At 63.4% G+C, this 14,541-nt stretch carries 13 protein-coding genes; 11 read left to right on the forward strand and 2 right to left on the reverse strand.

Going from position 1 to position 14,541, the window contains the following annotated elements:
- Positions 1 to 41 precede the first annotated feature (41 nt).
- From QTL96_RS01405 to QTL96_RS01430, 6 genes are all read left to right on the forward strand, one after another.
- The gene (locus tag QTL96_RS01405; RefSeq protein ID WP_289726405.1) at positions 42 to 926 is read left to right on the forward strand and encodes an alpha/beta hydrolase; all 885 of its coding nucleotides are present in this window, start codon (positions 42 to 44) and stop codon (positions 924 to 926) included.
- Positions 927 to 1,086: 160 nt separating this feature from the next.
- Positions 1,087 to 1,857 (forward strand): triose-phosphate isomerase, encoded by a 771-nt coding sequence (gene tpiA, locus QTL96_RS01410; protein WP_289726406.1) that lies wholly within the window; start codon positions 1,087 to 1,089, stop codon positions 1,855 to 1,857.
- Positions 1,858 to 1,963: 106 nt separating this feature from the next.
- On the forward strand, positions 1,964 to 2,491 hold the full coding sequence (gene secG, locus QTL96_RS01415; RefSeq protein ID WP_289726407.1) for a preprotein translocase subunit SecG: 528 nt from the start codon (positions 1,964 to 1,966) through the stop codon (positions 2,489 to 2,491).
- Positions 2,492 to 2,673: 182 nt separating this feature from the next.
- Positions 2,674 to 4,302, forward strand: coding sequence for a CTP synthase (locus QTL96_RS01420; RefSeq protein WP_289726408.1), 1,629 nt, complete (start codon positions 2,674 to 2,676; stop codon positions 4,300 to 4,302).
- A gap of 64 nt (positions 4,303 to 4,366) precedes the next feature.
- Positions 4,367 to 4,573 carry an antitoxin MazE family protein gene (locus tag QTL96_RS01425; protein WP_289726409.1) on the forward strand — a complete coding sequence of 69 codons (207 nt, stop codon included), beginning with the start codon at positions 4,367 to 4,369 and terminating at the stop codon, positions 4,571 to 4,573.
- The gene (locus QTL96_RS01430; protein WP_289726410.1) at positions 4,570 to 4,893 is read left to right on the forward strand and encodes a type II toxin-antitoxin system PemK/MazF family toxin; all 324 of its coding nucleotides are present in this window, start codon (positions 4,570 to 4,572) and stop codon (positions 4,891 to 4,893) included. The genes QTL96_RS01425 and QTL96_RS01430 overlap by 4 nt, the downstream gene beginning before the upstream one ends.
- Positions 4,894 to 4,992: 99 nt before the next feature.
- Here QTL96_RS01430 and QTL96_RS01435 read toward each other — a convergent pair whose 3' ends face one another.
- Positions 4,993 to 6,705, reverse strand: a complete 1,713-nt coding sequence (locus QTL96_RS01435) for a PAS domain-containing methyl-accepting chemotaxis protein (RefSeq protein ID WP_289726411.1) — start codon at positions 6,703 to 6,705, stop codon at positions 4,993 to 4,995.
- A gap of 103 nt (positions 6,706 to 6,808) precedes the next feature.
- Complete coding sequence (locus QTL96_RS01440; RefSeq protein ID WP_289726412.1) at positions 6,809 to 7,897, reverse strand: citrate synthase/methylcitrate synthase; 1,089 nt, start codon at positions 7,895 to 7,897, stop codon at positions 6,809 to 6,811.
- Between the two features lie 85 nt (positions 7,898 to 7,982).
- Here QTL96_RS01440 and QTL96_RS01445 point away from each other — a divergent pair, with 85 nt between their 5' ends.
- The 5 genes from QTL96_RS01445 to QTL96_RS01465 all read left to right on the forward strand — a co-directional run bounded on the left by QTL96_RS01445 (position 7,983) and on the right by QTL96_RS01465 (position 14,540).
- On the forward strand, positions 7,983 to 9,122 hold the full coding sequence (locus QTL96_RS01445) for a citrate/2-methylcitrate synthase (protein WP_289726413.1): 1,140 nt from the start codon (positions 7,983 to 7,985) through the stop codon (positions 9,120 to 9,122).
- A gap of 120 nt (positions 9,123 to 9,242) precedes the next feature.
- On the forward strand, positions 9,243 to 9,788 hold the full coding sequence (locus tag QTL96_RS01450) for a FecR family protein (RefSeq protein ID WP_289726414.1): 546 nt from the start codon (positions 9,243 to 9,245) through the stop codon (positions 9,786 to 9,788).
- Positions 9,789 to 9,794: 6 nt separating this feature from the next.
- Positions 9,795 to 11,654, forward strand: coding sequence for an adenylate/guanylate cyclase domain-containing protein (locus QTL96_RS01455; protein ID WP_289726415.1), 1,860 nt, complete (start codon positions 9,795 to 9,797; stop codon positions 11,652 to 11,654).
- Positions 11,655 to 11,750: 96 nt separating this feature from the next.
- Positions 11,751 to 13,655: a DEAD/DEAH box helicase gene (locus tag QTL96_RS01460; protein ID WP_289726416.1), complete on the forward strand. Its 1,905-nt coding sequence runs from the start codon at positions 11,751 to 11,753 to the stop codon at positions 13,653 to 13,655.
- Positions 13,656 to 13,817: 162 nt separating this feature from the next.
- On the forward strand, positions 13,818 to 14,540 hold the full coding sequence (locus tag QTL96_RS01465; protein ID WP_289726417.1) for a 50S ribosomal protein L11 methyltransferase: 723 nt from the start codon (positions 13,818 to 13,820) through the stop codon (positions 14,538 to 14,540).
- The last annotated feature ends 1 nt before the right edge of the window (position 14,541 follow it).

The raw sequence follows: 14,541 nt of genomic DNA on the forward strand, positions 1-14,541 counted from the left end.
GCCGAATGGCAAGCGGCCAGACGCCTCAGGGAACCTTGCGCATGCGAATGTCCACAAGTCATTGCATAACTATCACAGCAATTGCGGCCTTTTTCATGGTCGCATCGACTGATCTTAGTGCTGCCGACACCTTGCCGCCCTTCAAGGACGACCTGTTTTCCAGCCAGACAACGCTTCAGACCGGCAATGGCGGCGCTTTCGACGTTATCGACTACGACGAGATGCGCGATATCAACGGTCGCGACCAGATCCCGGAAAAACGCACGCAGCAGAAATACGTCTCGCTCGGCATCCGCAAGCTCCAGAACAACGAAACGCTGTCGCTCGATGGCATCAAGCTGGACGTCGCAAGGGTAGGGCCGAGCGCTGACGCCGCCTTCACGGTGATCTTCATCCACGGTCGTGATGGCGACCGCCGCCTCGGCGTCAACGATTACACCTTCGGCGGCAACTTCAACCGGCTGAAAAACCTCGTCGCCGGCAATGGCGGCGTCTATTACGCACCTTCGGTCAAGACCTTCGACAGCGATGGCGTTACCGCTGTCGCCGGCCTCATCCGCTACGCCAGCGCCCAGTCGCCGGGCCGGCCAATCATCCTCACCTGCGCCTCCATGGGCAGTCAGATCTGCTGGGGCGCGACGCGCGACGCCGAGACGGTCAAGCGCCTCAAGGGCATGGTCATCATGAGTGGCGTCGCCGATCCCGATTTCATGAAGAGCGCCTTCTACAAGGCCAAGTTGCCGCTCTGGTTCGCCCACGGCAGCCGCGACCCGACCTACGCCGCCGCCGACCAGCAGGCGCTGTTCGAAACGCTGATCAAATCGCGCTACCCCACGCATTTCACGCTGTACCAGACCGGCAATCACGGGACGCCGATCCGTATGATCGATTGGCGCCAGACGCTGAACTGGATATTGGCCTCCTAGAATTGAGAGGGCTAGCCATAGTTTAGGCAACACGGCTGACAAATTTTAAGCATTTGCGCCGCAAAACGCCGCAATTTCCCTTACGTAAGCGTCCCAAACCTTTTCATTGCCGCATGCTTTTGCTAAGGCCCGTGCTGACGGAGAAATGGGGAAGGCCGGCATGACACCTGACGTGCGACCGCTTGTGGCGGGAAACTGGAAAATGAATGGCACGCGTGCCTCGCTGGATCAGATCAAGGCGATCGCCTCGGGTGTCCAGGGTCCTCTTTCCAACAAAGTGGAAGCGCTGATTTGCCCGCCGGCGACGCTGCTTTACGTGGCGACCGCGCTCTGCACCGACAGCCCGCTTGCGATCGGAGCGCAGGATTGCCACCAGAACCCCGAAGGCGCCCATACCGGCGATCTCTCGGCTGAAATGATCGCCGATTGCTTCGGCACCTATGTCATCGTCGGTCATTCCGAGCGCCGTACCGATCATGCCGAAACCGATCATCTGGTACGCGCCAAGGCTGAAGCCGCCGCCGCCGCCGACCTGACGGCGATCGTCTGCATCGGTGAGACCGCTGCCGAGCGCCAGGCCGGCCAGGCGCTCGATATCATCAAGCGTCAGCTGTCGGCCTCCGTGCCGGAGAACGCCACGCCGGAGACGACAGTAATTGCCTACGAGCCCGTATGGGCAATCGGCACCGGTGTGACGCCGACCGTGGAGGACGTCGAGAAGGCGCATGCCTTCATGCGCGCCGAGCTCGTCGCCCGCTTTGGCGACAACGGCCGCAAGTTCCGCATCCTCTATGGTGGCTCGGTCAAGCCGGGTAACGCCAGGGAATTGATGGGCGTCGCCAATGTCGACGGCGCGCTGATCGGCGGCGCGAGCTTGAAAGCAACCGATTTCCTCGCCATCTACGGCGCATACGAGGCGTTGCTCTCTTGAGATGCGTGTATATTCCGGGCTGAAGGGCTTGGAATAGCGGATCACCTCATGTAAAGAGCGCCAGAATTTTACTTTATGCCCGCTTCGCGCCGGCAGGACTGGACCCATGCAGACCGTATTGATTGTCATTCATCTCATGATCGTGCTGGCGCTTGTCGGCGTTGTGCTTATCCAGCGCTCCGAAGGCGGTGGCCTTGGTATCGGCGGCGGTTCGGGCTTCATGTCGGCGCGCGGCACGGCCAATGCGCTGACCCGCACGACCGCGATCCTCGCAGCACTCTTCTTCATCACCTCGCTCGGCCTGGGCGTATTGAACCGCTACGAAAGCCGTCCGACGGATATTCTGAACCGCATTCCGGCAACGAGCGGGCAGGGCAACGGCATTCTCGATTCGCTCGGCGGCCAGCAGCAGAACGGCGCCGCCGCTCCGGCTGCACCCGCGGCTCCCGCCGGCAACGGCGTTCCGACCGGCGGTGACGCACCTGCCGCGACCGCTCCGGCTGCTCCTGCAGCCACCGCACCGGCTCCCGCCGCGACCACGCCGGCTCCGGCAGCGACTGAAACTGCTCCGGCAGCACCGCAGGCCACGACGCCTGCCGCTCCGGCACCGGCGACTGCTCCCAGCGGGCAGTAAGCCGAACGACGCATAAACCGCCGGCAGGCCCCAGGGTCTGCCGGTTTTCTTTTGTCTTGAAGTCACCGACAGCGATCGCGCGGCAAGCGCGGGAAGAATGCTGTTAAATTAGAGCCCTAAAATTCAGGACATGAATTTTAGGGCTGGTGGAATCGTTTTTGAAAAGGTAAGCGGTAGCTCCCATGGCGCGATACGTATTCATCACTGGCGGCGTGGTTTCCTCTCTCGGTAAAGGAATTGCGGCCGCCGCTCTCGGAGCGTTGCTGCAGGCCCGTGGTTACCGGGTGCGGCTGCGCAAACTCGACCCCTATTTGAACGTGGATCCGGGCACTATGAGCCCGACCCAGCACGGCGAAGTCTTCGTCACCGACGATGGCGCGGAAACCGATCTCGATCTTGGCCACTACGAGCGCTTCACCGGCCGCTCGGCTACCAAGACCGACAACATCACCACCGGCCGTATCTACAAGAACATCATCGACAAGGAACGCCGCGGCGACTATCTCGGCGCGACCGTTCAGGTCATCCCGCACGTCACCAACGAGATCAAGGACTTCGTGATCGAAGGCAATGACGAGTACGACTTCGTCATCTGCGAAATCGGCGGCACCGTCGGCGATATCGAAGCGATGCCCTTCATGGAAGCCATCCGCCAGCTCGGCAACGACCTGCCGCGCGGCACGGCCGTCTACGTCCACCTGACGCTGATGCCCTATATCCCGGCAGCCGGCGAGCTGAAGACCAAGCCGACCCAGCACTCCGTCAAGGAACTGCAGGCGCTCGGTATTCACCCCGATATCCTGCTGGTTCGCGCCGATCGCGAAATCCCGGAAGCCGAGCGTCGCAAGCTCTCGCTGTTCTGTAACGTCCGCGAGAGCGCCGTCATTCAGGCGCTCGACGTCGCCAACATCTACGACGTGCCGATCGCCTACCACAAGGAAGGCCTCGACAACGAAGTCCTGGCCGCCTTCGGCATCGAGCCCGCTCCAAAGCCGCGTCTCGATTCCTGGGAAGAGGTCTGCAACCGCATCCGCACGCCCGAGGGCGAGGTCACGATCGCGATCGTCGGCAAGTACACCGGCCTCAAGGACGCCTACAAGTCGCTGATCGAAGCGCTGCACCATGGCGGCATCGCCAACCGTGTGAAGGTCAATCTCGAGTGGATCGAATCGGAAGTCTTCGAAAAAGAAGACCCGGCGCCGTATCTCGAAAAGGTCCACGGCATCCTCGTGCCCGGCGGCTTCGGCGAGCGTGGCTCGGAAGGCAAGATCCTTGCCGCCCAGTTCGCCCGCGAGCGCAACGTTCCTTACTTCGGCATCTGCTTCGGCATGCAGATGGCGGTCGTCGAAGCGGCCCGTCATCTGGCCGGCATCGAGAAGGCCTCGTCGACCGAGTTCGGCAAGACCGACGAGCCGGTGGTCGGCCTGATGACCGAATGGGTCAAGGGCAACGAGTTGCAGAAGCGCACCTCTGCCGGCGACCTCGGCGGCACCATGCGCCTCGGCGCCTACAAGGCCGCGCTCAAGAAGGACACCAAGATCGCCGAGATCTACGGCTCGACCGACATCTCCGAGCGCCACCGCCACCGCTACGAAGTCAACATCGACTACAAGGACCGTCTGGAAAACTGCGGCCTCGTCTTCTCCGGCATGTCGCCGGATGGCGTGCTGCCCGAGACCGTCGAATACCCTGACCATCCCTGGTTCATCGGCGTCCAGTACCACCCGGAACTGAAGTCCCGCCCACTCGAACCGCACCCGCTGTTCAAGAGCTTCATCGAAGCGGCAACCGAGCAGAGCCGGTTGGTCTAATCCAGCCCAAGCTTGACGAATTTCATCGTCGCTTCCATCTTGTAGAAAACAGAAGGAGGCGACGATGACGTCTGCAGTGCGCAAGAGGCAGGAAGCGCTCAAGGCGGCCGGGTTGCGGCCCATCCGAATTTGGGTGCCTGACACACGTCAGCCCGGATTTTCTGAGGAATGCCGCCGTCAATCACTGTTGATAGCAAAAGCTGATGAGACGGATGCCGATCTCGGCTCCTTTATGGACGAAGCACTTGCCGACATCGATGACGAAGAATGAGACGAGGTGATCTTGTCACCGTCTCGATGCAAGGGGACTTTGGAAAACCTCGTCCCGCGCTCATCATTCAAGCCGACCAATTCGATCTGACTTTCAACGTTACCGTGCTGCTTCTCTCCGGCACCTTGATCGATGCACCGCTCGTCCGCGTGACAGTGGCGCCGAACGCTGAGAACGGACTCAGGAAGATTTCGCAGGTCATGATCGATAAAACGATGACCGTTCGGCGTGAAAAGGTCGGCCCAACGTTCGGCAGACTTGACGGTGATACGATGCTTTCAATCAGCAGCCTTCTAGCCCTTTTTCTGGGGTTTGCCTAAGCGGCCGCTTTGGAAGCCCCATCAGCTTGCGAAAGCAGAAAGCCGCCGACATCCAACGATGCGGCGGCTCTTTCATTCACAAATCTGCCATCCGACGCCTCACGCCGCGCGTTGTCCCCGCGCAGGAACACCTGCTTCCGTCCCCTGATCGCGGATCATGCCGCGCCGGTTGAGCTTGAAGTGGTTGACCAGCTCGGCCAGCAGAGCCGCACCCGAAGCAAGCTCCGAGCTAATGCCCGTCGTGCGCTCCACCATGCCGGCGTTCTGCTGGGTCATCCGGTCGATCTGCGAGACGGCATTGTTGATCTCCGAGAGGCCGGTAGACTGCTCGGCGGCGGCGCTCGCCAGTGCGGTCATATTGGTGTCGATCGATTCGACAAAAGTCTCGATCTCGTTGAGCGCCGTTCCCGTCGCGTCGACGAGGCGAACGCCTTCGTTGACTTCCTTGCCGGAGTTTTCGATCAGGCCCTTGATCTCCTTGGCGGCCTTGGCCGAGCGCTGTGCCAGTTCGCGCACTTCCTGCGCAACGACGGCAAAGCCCTTGCCGGCTTCACCGGCGCGCGCGGCCTCGACACCTGCGTTCAGCGCCAGAAGGTTGGTCTGGAAAGCGATCTCGTCGATGACGCCGATGATCTGGCCGATCTCCTTCGACGCCGAGGCGATCCGCTGCATGGCCGTGATCGTCTCGCGCACGACGGCAGCGGAGGTCGAGGCCGAGGCGCGGGCGCTCTGTACCAGCTTGCGCGTCGCCTGTGTGTTCTCGGTCGAGGACTTGACCGTCGCCGTCACCGTTTCAAGCGCCGCAGACGTTTCCTCCAGCGAGACCGCCTGTTCCTTCGTGCGCGCGGAGAGCTGCTCGGCGGCGTCGCGCATTTCCTGGCTATTGCCGTTCAGCGCGTTGGTCTGCTGCAGGACCTTCACCAGCGTTGCCTGGAACGCGCCGATCGAAGTGTTGAAATCGCGGCGCAAGGTCTCGAATTCGCCGACGAAGGGCTCGTCGATCGTCTGGCGGATATTGCATTCGGAAAGACGGGCAAGTCCGGCGCCGAGATCGCTGACGACCTTCATCCGCTCGGTGACATCGGTCGCGAACTTCACGACCTTGAAGACGCGGCCTGACGCATCGAGGATCGGATTGTAGGACGCCTGGATATAGATCTCGCGCTCGCCCTTGGCGATCCGCTTGAACTGGTCGGCCGCGAACTCGCCAGCTGCCAGTCTCGCCCAGAAGGCCTTGTATTCGGCGGAACGGCTGTAATCCGCTTCGCAGAACATCGCGTGATGCTTGCCGACGATCTCGGACAAGGAATAGCCGAGCGTCGCCAGAAAATTCTCGTTGGCGGTGATGATGTTGCCCTCAGGCGTGAACTCGATCACGGCCTGCGCGCGCGACAGCGCTTCGAGCTTGCCCTTGTCCTCGGCCGCCTGCTTCTTGGCGGCGGTGATGTCGGTCGCGAACTTCATCACCTTGTATGGCTTGTTGCCGCGATAGATCGGATTGTACGTCGCCTCGATCCAGATCTCGCGGCCGCCCTTGGCGATGCGTCGATACTGGCGCTGGTCGAACTTGCCTTCGCCGAGACGCGCCCAGAAATCCGCATAGTCTTTCGAGTTCGCCTCGGCCGGATCGACGAACATCCGGTGATGCTTGCCGACGATCTCGCTGAGCTCGTAGCCGACCGCCTTGCAGAAATTCTCGTTGGCCGTCAGAATCTTTCCGGTGAGGTCGAATTCGATGATTGCCTGCGACTTGTTCAACGCGTCCAGCACGGCGCTGCTGGAGGAGCCGATGCTTGATAGAAATCCGACCATGGACAAACCCCGATATGCCAAGCGTGCCAAACCGCACGCCGGGCAAATCTATGGGATTTGAGTAAATATTCGCTAAATCTCTATTAGTGTTGAGTTTTTCGGATTATGCGACCTTTGGTAGAGGGCCAGTATAGATCGAGCGGGGGCGGATCAATCGGCCGTTGAGTGCCTGCTCCCGGGCATGGGCGATCCAGCCCACAGTGCGCCCGATTGCGAAGACGCCGGTAAAGGCCTGCCGCTCGAAACCAAGCGATTCGAGAAGCAACGCCGTGTAGAACTCGACATTGACGTCGAGCGGCCGATCCGGCTTCCGCTCCCTGAGGATGGCAAGTGCCACTCGCTCGACGGACGCGGCCAGCGCCATCCGTTCACGATCGACCTGGCAGGAGCGGACCAGAGGCGATAGCGCATTCTTCAGCGCGTCGGCTCTCGGATCGCGAACACGATAGATCCGGTGCCCGAACCCCATCAGCCGCTCTCCGCGATCAAGTGCTGATGTCAGCCATGCATGGGCGTTGGCGTCGGTTCCGATCGCATCCAGCATATCGAGTACAGGGCCGGGCGCGCCGCCGTGAAGCGGTCCTTTCAGAGCGCCGATGGCGGCCAGTACCGAGGATGTCAGCCCCGCCTGGGTGGAGGCGACGACACGCGAGGCAAAGGTCGAGGCGTTCAATCCATGATCCGAGATCGTCACCAGATAGGCGTCCAGCGCCGCCGTCTGCTCTGCGCTCGGCATCCTGCCGGTCAACATCCGCAATATATCCGCGGACTGCGACAGCGACGCATTCGGCGCCAACGGCCGCTGGCCGGCCTGCAGCCTAAGGATGGCGGGCAGGAATACGGCGGGCGCTGCCATCAGGCGCAGAGCCGTATCGAGATCCTGCCCATCGGCAAGGTGCGCGATCATCGCGCGCATGGCGTCGACGGGTGGCAGCGCCAGAAGCCCTTCGTCCAGATGCGTGATGTGCGAATAGAGCTCGCCCCTCGCGGCCCCGAGCAGCGACCGCAATGTTGTCGCGCTGACCGGACGCTCCATCAGTCCGTCGAGCAGCAATGCTGCGACACCCTCATATGTCTCGCCGGGAACGAGGTCGTCCAGCGAGACGCCGCGTATCACCAGGCGTCCGCGTTCACCGTCCACATCGGACAGTTGGGTTTCCGCTGCAATCACATCTTCCAAGCCGTTCTTCATTGCGTTTCTCCTTTACGCCAAGAAAGATCGGGCCTAGATAAGTTGACGTCAATCTTGATGAGATAGATCAATGTAAGGGGCTCGCATGACGTGGCTGACGGCCGAGGAAGCGTTGGAACGGCTCGGGACGAAACCGCAGACGCTCTATGCCAATGTCAGCCGCGGCCGCATCCGCGCGAAGCCCGATGCCGCTGATAGCCGCCGAAGCCTCTATCACTCCGAGGACGTCGCGCGTCTCGCCAAGCGCCATGCGGGCAGGCGAAAGGCGGAGGCGATAGCCGCCGAGACGATCGACTGGGGCGAGCCGGTCCTGCCGACCGCGATTTCGATGATCGCGTATGGCCGGCTTTACTATCGTGGCCGCGAGGCCGTCGCCTTGTCCGAACGGGCAACGTTCGAGGAGGTGGCGGCGTTGTTGTGGGAGAGCCCGGCAGCCATATGCCCGCCGATCGAGTTGCCCGCAGGCGAGCCATCAAGGATATCTGGCGCTTTCGTCTTGCTGGCGAGGAGAGCGGCGGCGGATCTGCCGGCTTTGGGCCGCGCGCGCGCCGCGTTGAAGTCGGAAGCGGGGCAGGTGCTTGCCACGGTGGCAGCCGCACTTGCTCCAAGCCAAATCGACTTGCCGCTGCACGAGCGCCTTGCACAGAGCTGGGACCGGCCGGAGGCGGCGGAACCGATCAGGCGGGCACTCGTGCTTGCCGCCGAACACGAACTCAACGTCTCCGCATTCGCGGCGCGTGTCACCGCGTCGTCGGGCGCTTCACTGGCCGCCGCCACGCTATCTGGCCTCTCGACGCTGACCGGCCCTCGCCACGGTGGTGCCTGGCAGGGCGCCGTGCGGCTGATGGAGTTGTCGCGGGAAATCGGCGCGCGCGAGGCGATCAGGACGATGTTGGCGATGGAAGGCGTGGTGCGGGCCTTTGGCCATAAGCTCTATCCTGACGGCGACCCGCGTGCCGCGGCGATCATGCGTTCGTTCGAGATGCCGAAGCTATACGCCGAGATTGCCGCTCTCGGCGCGGAACTGTTGGGCGAGCCTGCGAATATCGATTTCGCGCTCGCGGCGATGGCCGGGCACTTCGACCTGCCTGACGACGCACCACTTGTCATCTTCGCGCTTTCCCGAACCGCCGGCTGGCTCGCGCACGCCATCGAGCAGGTGATCAGTGGAACTATGATCCGCCCGCGTGCCCGCTATGTCGGACCATCGCCGGAGGCGCTTTGATGGAACGCGACATGGTCTCATCGCCTGTGTAACTGCCGCCAAGCGCATTGCGGTGCCGGGCGAGGCGGGGTTAGAGTGCGCTATTCGGTCGTGGGGCGGAAATTGCTACAGGGGGATATCATGGAGACAGTATCGTACGGTCGTCCTTGTCTGGCCACCGCCATCGCCGCGACGACTTTGCTTTGGGCGGGGCTGTGGGCTGGCTTGGCATCGGCGCAGCCAGCCGGCTGCACGCTTGAACGCGTCGCCGGCACGGCGCGCCAGATCATGCGCTGCGCCGATGGCGTGACCGTCACCGCCGAAGGCGGCGCGCGCTTCCAGCTTGTCGACAGCAATGGCGACGGTCGCCCCGATTCGGTGTCGCTGCGCAACAAGGCGGTCCTCGTTGATGTCGACAGCGCCAGGCACAGTGGCGGCTTCCAGGTGGTGACACCGCAGGCGATCGCCGCCGTGCGCGGCACGCGCTGGGCCGTCGACGTCAAGAATGGCACGACATCTGTCTTCGTCGTGCGTGGGCGTGTGGCTGTGGGCAGGCCATCGGCGGGGCCGAGGGTCGTGCTGGCGCCGGGCGAGGGCGTGGATGTGTCGCGCACCAGTGGTGCGCTCACGGTTCGGCGCTGGCCGCAGGCGCGCGCTGCGGCACTTCTCGCGCGGCTGGGCCAGTAGTCGCCCATGCAGGCCAGACGGCTTCTGATCACCATATCGCTGATCGCGGCTGCCCTTTGGGGCGGTGCGCTCGGCTATCTCCACATGCAGGGCAATGCCGGCTTTCTAGACCGAATGGAAGCGTCGCTGGCCGACCTCAGGAGCCATCTCATTGGCCCGAGCAGCGCGCCTTCGGTCGTCACCATTGTTGCGATCGATGATCAGACCGCGAGCGCCAACGGTTATCCGTTGAGCAGGGCAACGCTCGCGCGGCTGGTGGAAACCATCGGCGCGCTGAAACCAAAGGTCATCGCGCTTGATCTGCTCCTCGTCGATCCCGGGCCCCAGGACGGCGATCAGGCGCTGGCCGATGCGCTGAAGGGCGTACCAACAGTCATCGCCGCAGCCGGCGTTTTCCCGTTAAGTCTTCAAGCGGTGACATCGAGTGCCGAGGATCCGCTCGCCACCATTCCGGTGGCCGATCGGATGATGCTGCCGATCGCCCGTTTCGCCGATTCCGCGGCGATCGGCGTCGTCAATGTGTCGACCGATCAGGGCGGAACGCCGCGCTATATTCCGCTGATCTCGCGCGGCGCGCAGCGGGTCGATGCCTCGTTCCCGCTGCGCGTGGCATCGGTCGCGCTCGGCGTCAATCCGGCGTTCACGCCGGCCGCTCTTGCCCTCGGCGAACTGCGCCTTCCCACAGACATCGGCCAACGCCTGCCGCTCACCTTCTACGGGCCGCGCGGAACGATCCCCACCTTCAGCGCCGCCGATGCGCTCGCCGGCAAGATCGACGCCAAAATGGTCGAGGGCAGGGTGGTCGTGATCGGCTCGACGGTAACCGGCGGCGGCGACGTCTTTCCGACGCCGTTTGACCCGGTGCTTCCCGGTGTCGAGGTCATGTCCACGGCCATCACCCGACTGATTGCAGGCGACAATATCGTGCGCGACGGCAATGTACGCTCGTTCGATGCGCTGCTCGGCGTTGCCCTGCCGGTGCTGATCATCAGCCTGCTCGGCTGGCGCCGCAGCGCCGTGGCCTATAGCGCCATCGCGGCTGCGGTGCTGGCCTGGCTGACATTCAACATCGTCGCCTTCTCGCATGGCTATTGGTTCAGCGCCGCCCTTCCGATCGCCGCGACCCTGCCGCCGGTGCTGCTGTTCGGCGCCATGGAACTTTGGCTTGACCGCCGTCGCGCCACGCACTTCGCGGCGCAGAGCGACCTGCTGCAGCGAATCGAGGCGCCAGGCCTCGGCGAATGGTTGGCGCGCGATCCAACCTTCCTCTCACGCCCGGTGCGTCAGGAAGCCGCGGCGGTGTTCGTCGACCTGTCGGGCTTCACCGGATTGAGCGAGGCGATTGGTGCTGCGCGCGTGCAAGAGGTCCTGAGCGGCTTCTTCGAGTTGGTCGACGACGAGGCGCGCGCCCATGGCGGCGCGATCACCAGTTTCATGGGCGATGGCGCGATGATCCTCTTCGGCCTCCCGCGACCGGCTGATGACGACGCCTTGCGGGCGGCTGCCTGCGCTGTCGGGCTCGGCAATCGCCTGAGGGCCTGGCTTTCAGCAGATCCCGGGCTTTCGGGGCGCAAGATCGGCTTCAAGGTCGGCGCCCATTGCGGCACGGTCGTTGCCTCGCGTCTCGGCACCGGCACGCGCCAGCAGATCACTGCGACCGGCGATACCGTCAACGTCGCAAGCCGCCTCATGGAAGTGGCGGCAAGCCATGGTTTCGAGCTCGCGCTCAGCGCCCCCTTGATGAGTGCGGCGGGGGCGGGGGCAGCACCCAACCATCAAGGGCATATTGAAGGGCCGGTCTCAGCCAGGATCAGGGGCCGCGCCGAAAGCATCGATGTCTTCCTGTGGCGCGGACATCCGCTTTGACATTTGTCGTGTGACGCAGTAGGAACAGCCCAACTTTTCAACCGGCAAGTTCCGGACGGCGCACCGTGCGCCCGATTATTCCGAAAGACAGACAAAATGACAGAGATAAGCGGCGTCGTTCCGGCGATCGGCAAGGCGTTGGCGAAGCGCGGTTATTCCGAGCTCACCCCCGTTCAGCAATCCATGCTCGATCCGGCGCTTGCCGCATCCGACGCGCTGGTGTCGGCGCAGACCGGCTCCGGCAAGACGGTTGCCTTCGGCCTCGCCATGGCGCCGACCCTGCTTGGCGATGAAGATCGCTTCGAGCCGGCCGCCACCCCGCTGGCGCTTGTCATCGCGCCGACCCGCGAGCTTGCGCTGCAGGTCAAGCGCGAGCTGGAATGGCTTTATGAGTTGACCGGTGCCGTCATCGTCAGCTGCGTCGGCGGCATGGATATCCGCAGCGAGCGCCGTGCGCTCGAGCGTGGAGCCCACATCGTCGTCGGCACACCCGGCCGTCTCTGCGATCACATCCGCCGCCGCGCGCTCGACATCTCCGATCTGAAGGCCGTCGTGCTCGACGAAGCCGACGAAATGCTCGACCTAGGATTCCGTGAAGACCTCGAATTCATTCTCGATGCCTCCCCGGAAGATCGCCGCACGCTGATGTTCTCGGCAACCGTGCCGGCAGCGATTGCCAAGCTCGCCAAGAGCTACCAGAAGAATGCCGTGCGCATCGCCACCACGACGCAGGAGAAGCAGCACGTCGATATCGAATATCGTGCGCTGGCCGTCGCCCCGAGCGACCGCGAAAACGCGATCATCAACGTGCTCCGCTACTACGAGGCGACCAACGCCATCGTCTTCTGCTCGACCCGCGCCGCCGTCAACCATCTGACCGCCCGCTTCCATAATCGCAACTTCGACGTCGTCGCGCTCTCTGGCGAACTGACGCAGAACGAGCGCAGCCACGCGCTGCAGGCCATGCGCGATGGTCGCGCCCGCGTCTGCATCGCGACTGACGTCGCGGCCCGCGGCATCGACCTTCGTGGCCTCGATCTCGTCATCCATGCCGATCTGCCGACCAATCCGGAAACCCTGCTGCATCGCTCGGGCCGTACCGGCCGCGCCGGTCGCAAGGGCGTCAGCGCCATGATCGTGCCGCTCAACGCCCGCCGCAAGGCCGAGCGTCTGCTCGACAATGCCGGCATCGCCGCCACCTGGGCGCTGCCGCCGTCTGCCGAGGAAGTCATTGCCCGCGACGAGGAACGTCTGCTCGCCGATCCGATCTTCGAAGAGGCGCCGCGCGAGGAAGAGCAGGACATCGTCAAGCGCCTGCTGGACGCGCATGGCGCCGAGAAGCTCGCCAACGCCTTCGTCAATCTCTACCGCGCAAAGCAGTCGGCGCCGGAAGATCTGATGGAGATCAGCCTGCAGGCCGGTCCGCGCAAGCCGCGCGACAACGCCGATGGCCCGCGCGACACCAGCCCACGCGGCCCGCGCGACGATTTCGGCCCCAGCGTCTGGTTCTCTCTGTCGGTCGGCCGCAAGCAGAACGCCGAACCACGCTGGCTGATCCCGATGATCTGCCGCAACGGCAACCTCACCAAGCGTGACATCGGCGCCATCAAGATGCAGCCGGAAGAGACGTTCGTCGAGATCGCAGCCGGCAGCGCCGATGCCTTCTTGGCTGCGACCGGCCCGAACAAGACGATGGAACGCGGCATCCGCGTCAGCCGTCTCCCCGGCACGCCGGAATTCGGTCGCCAGGATTATGGCAAGTCGGATTTCAACAAGTCCGGCCCGAAGCCTTACGCTGCCAAGAAGAGCTACGACGATCGCCCGCGCGACGGCGGCTTCAAGAAGGGACCACGCAGCGATGCCGCCCCGTCCGGCGAGCGCGACAGCAAGCCGTGGAGCAAGCCCGGCAAGCCTAAGTTCGACGGTAAGCCGAAATACGAGGGCAAGCCTAAGTTCGACGGCAACGGCCCGAAGCCCAAGTTCTCCAAGAAGAAGGGCTGAGGCCCGGAAGCATGACGGCGAGGATCGCATGCGCCGCCAGTCGTTCGGATGGTCTTGATTTTCAGGGCAATGTTCGACTTGGCAGCCATGCCTTGCTGTTCCTCATATCAAGCAATCGCGAAACATGAATCTCGCGGTTGCTGATCCGGACCGGGTGACGCCATGCATGATAAGACCGAGCGCATGACATCCGTTTCCACTGACGATGGTGCCCAGCCACAGAAGCGCACGTCGTCTTTCGACGCCAGCGCCTTCATCGCCAGGAACCTGCGGCTTTTGCCCGTCCCGGGTCTCGCAAATATTCAGCTCTACACCGCCCATTCCGGCAGCCGGTTGTCACGCCTCGGCGGCACCGATCCCGACGCGCCCGCGCCTTACTGGGCCTATGGCTGGGGCGGTGGTGCGGTGCTTGCACGTTACATCGCTGAAAACCCGCACCTCTTGCACGGCCGCCGCGTGCTCGACCTCGGCACTGGGTCCGGTCTCGTCGCGATCGTCGCCTCCAAGGCAGGCGCGACATCCGTGGTCGCCGCAGACATCGACGAAAACGCCATCGCCGCCGCCCGCCTCAATGCGAGCGTCAACGGCGTCGAGATCGATCTTGTTCATACCGACCTCCTCGACGGTCCGCCGCCTGCGGTCGATATCGTTCTCGCCGGTGATCTTTTCTACGACGAAGCTTTGGCAAAACGCGCGCTGGCGTTTCTCGAAACCTGCCGCGCCGCCGGCATCGACGTCCTGATCGGCGATCCCTATCGCGTGCCGCTGCCAACGGAGAAGCTGCACTGCATTGCCGAGTATTCCGTGCCGGATTTCGGTCTGGGTCGCGAAGGAGCAGAGGTGCGCGCCGGTATTTTCAGCTTGGCCACGGTTACTGACCGCTAGC

The organism is Rhizobium sp. S163 (genome assembly GCF_030380805.1).
GTDB lineage: Bacteria > Pseudomonadota > Alphaproteobacteria > Rhizobiales > Rhizobiaceae > Rhizobium.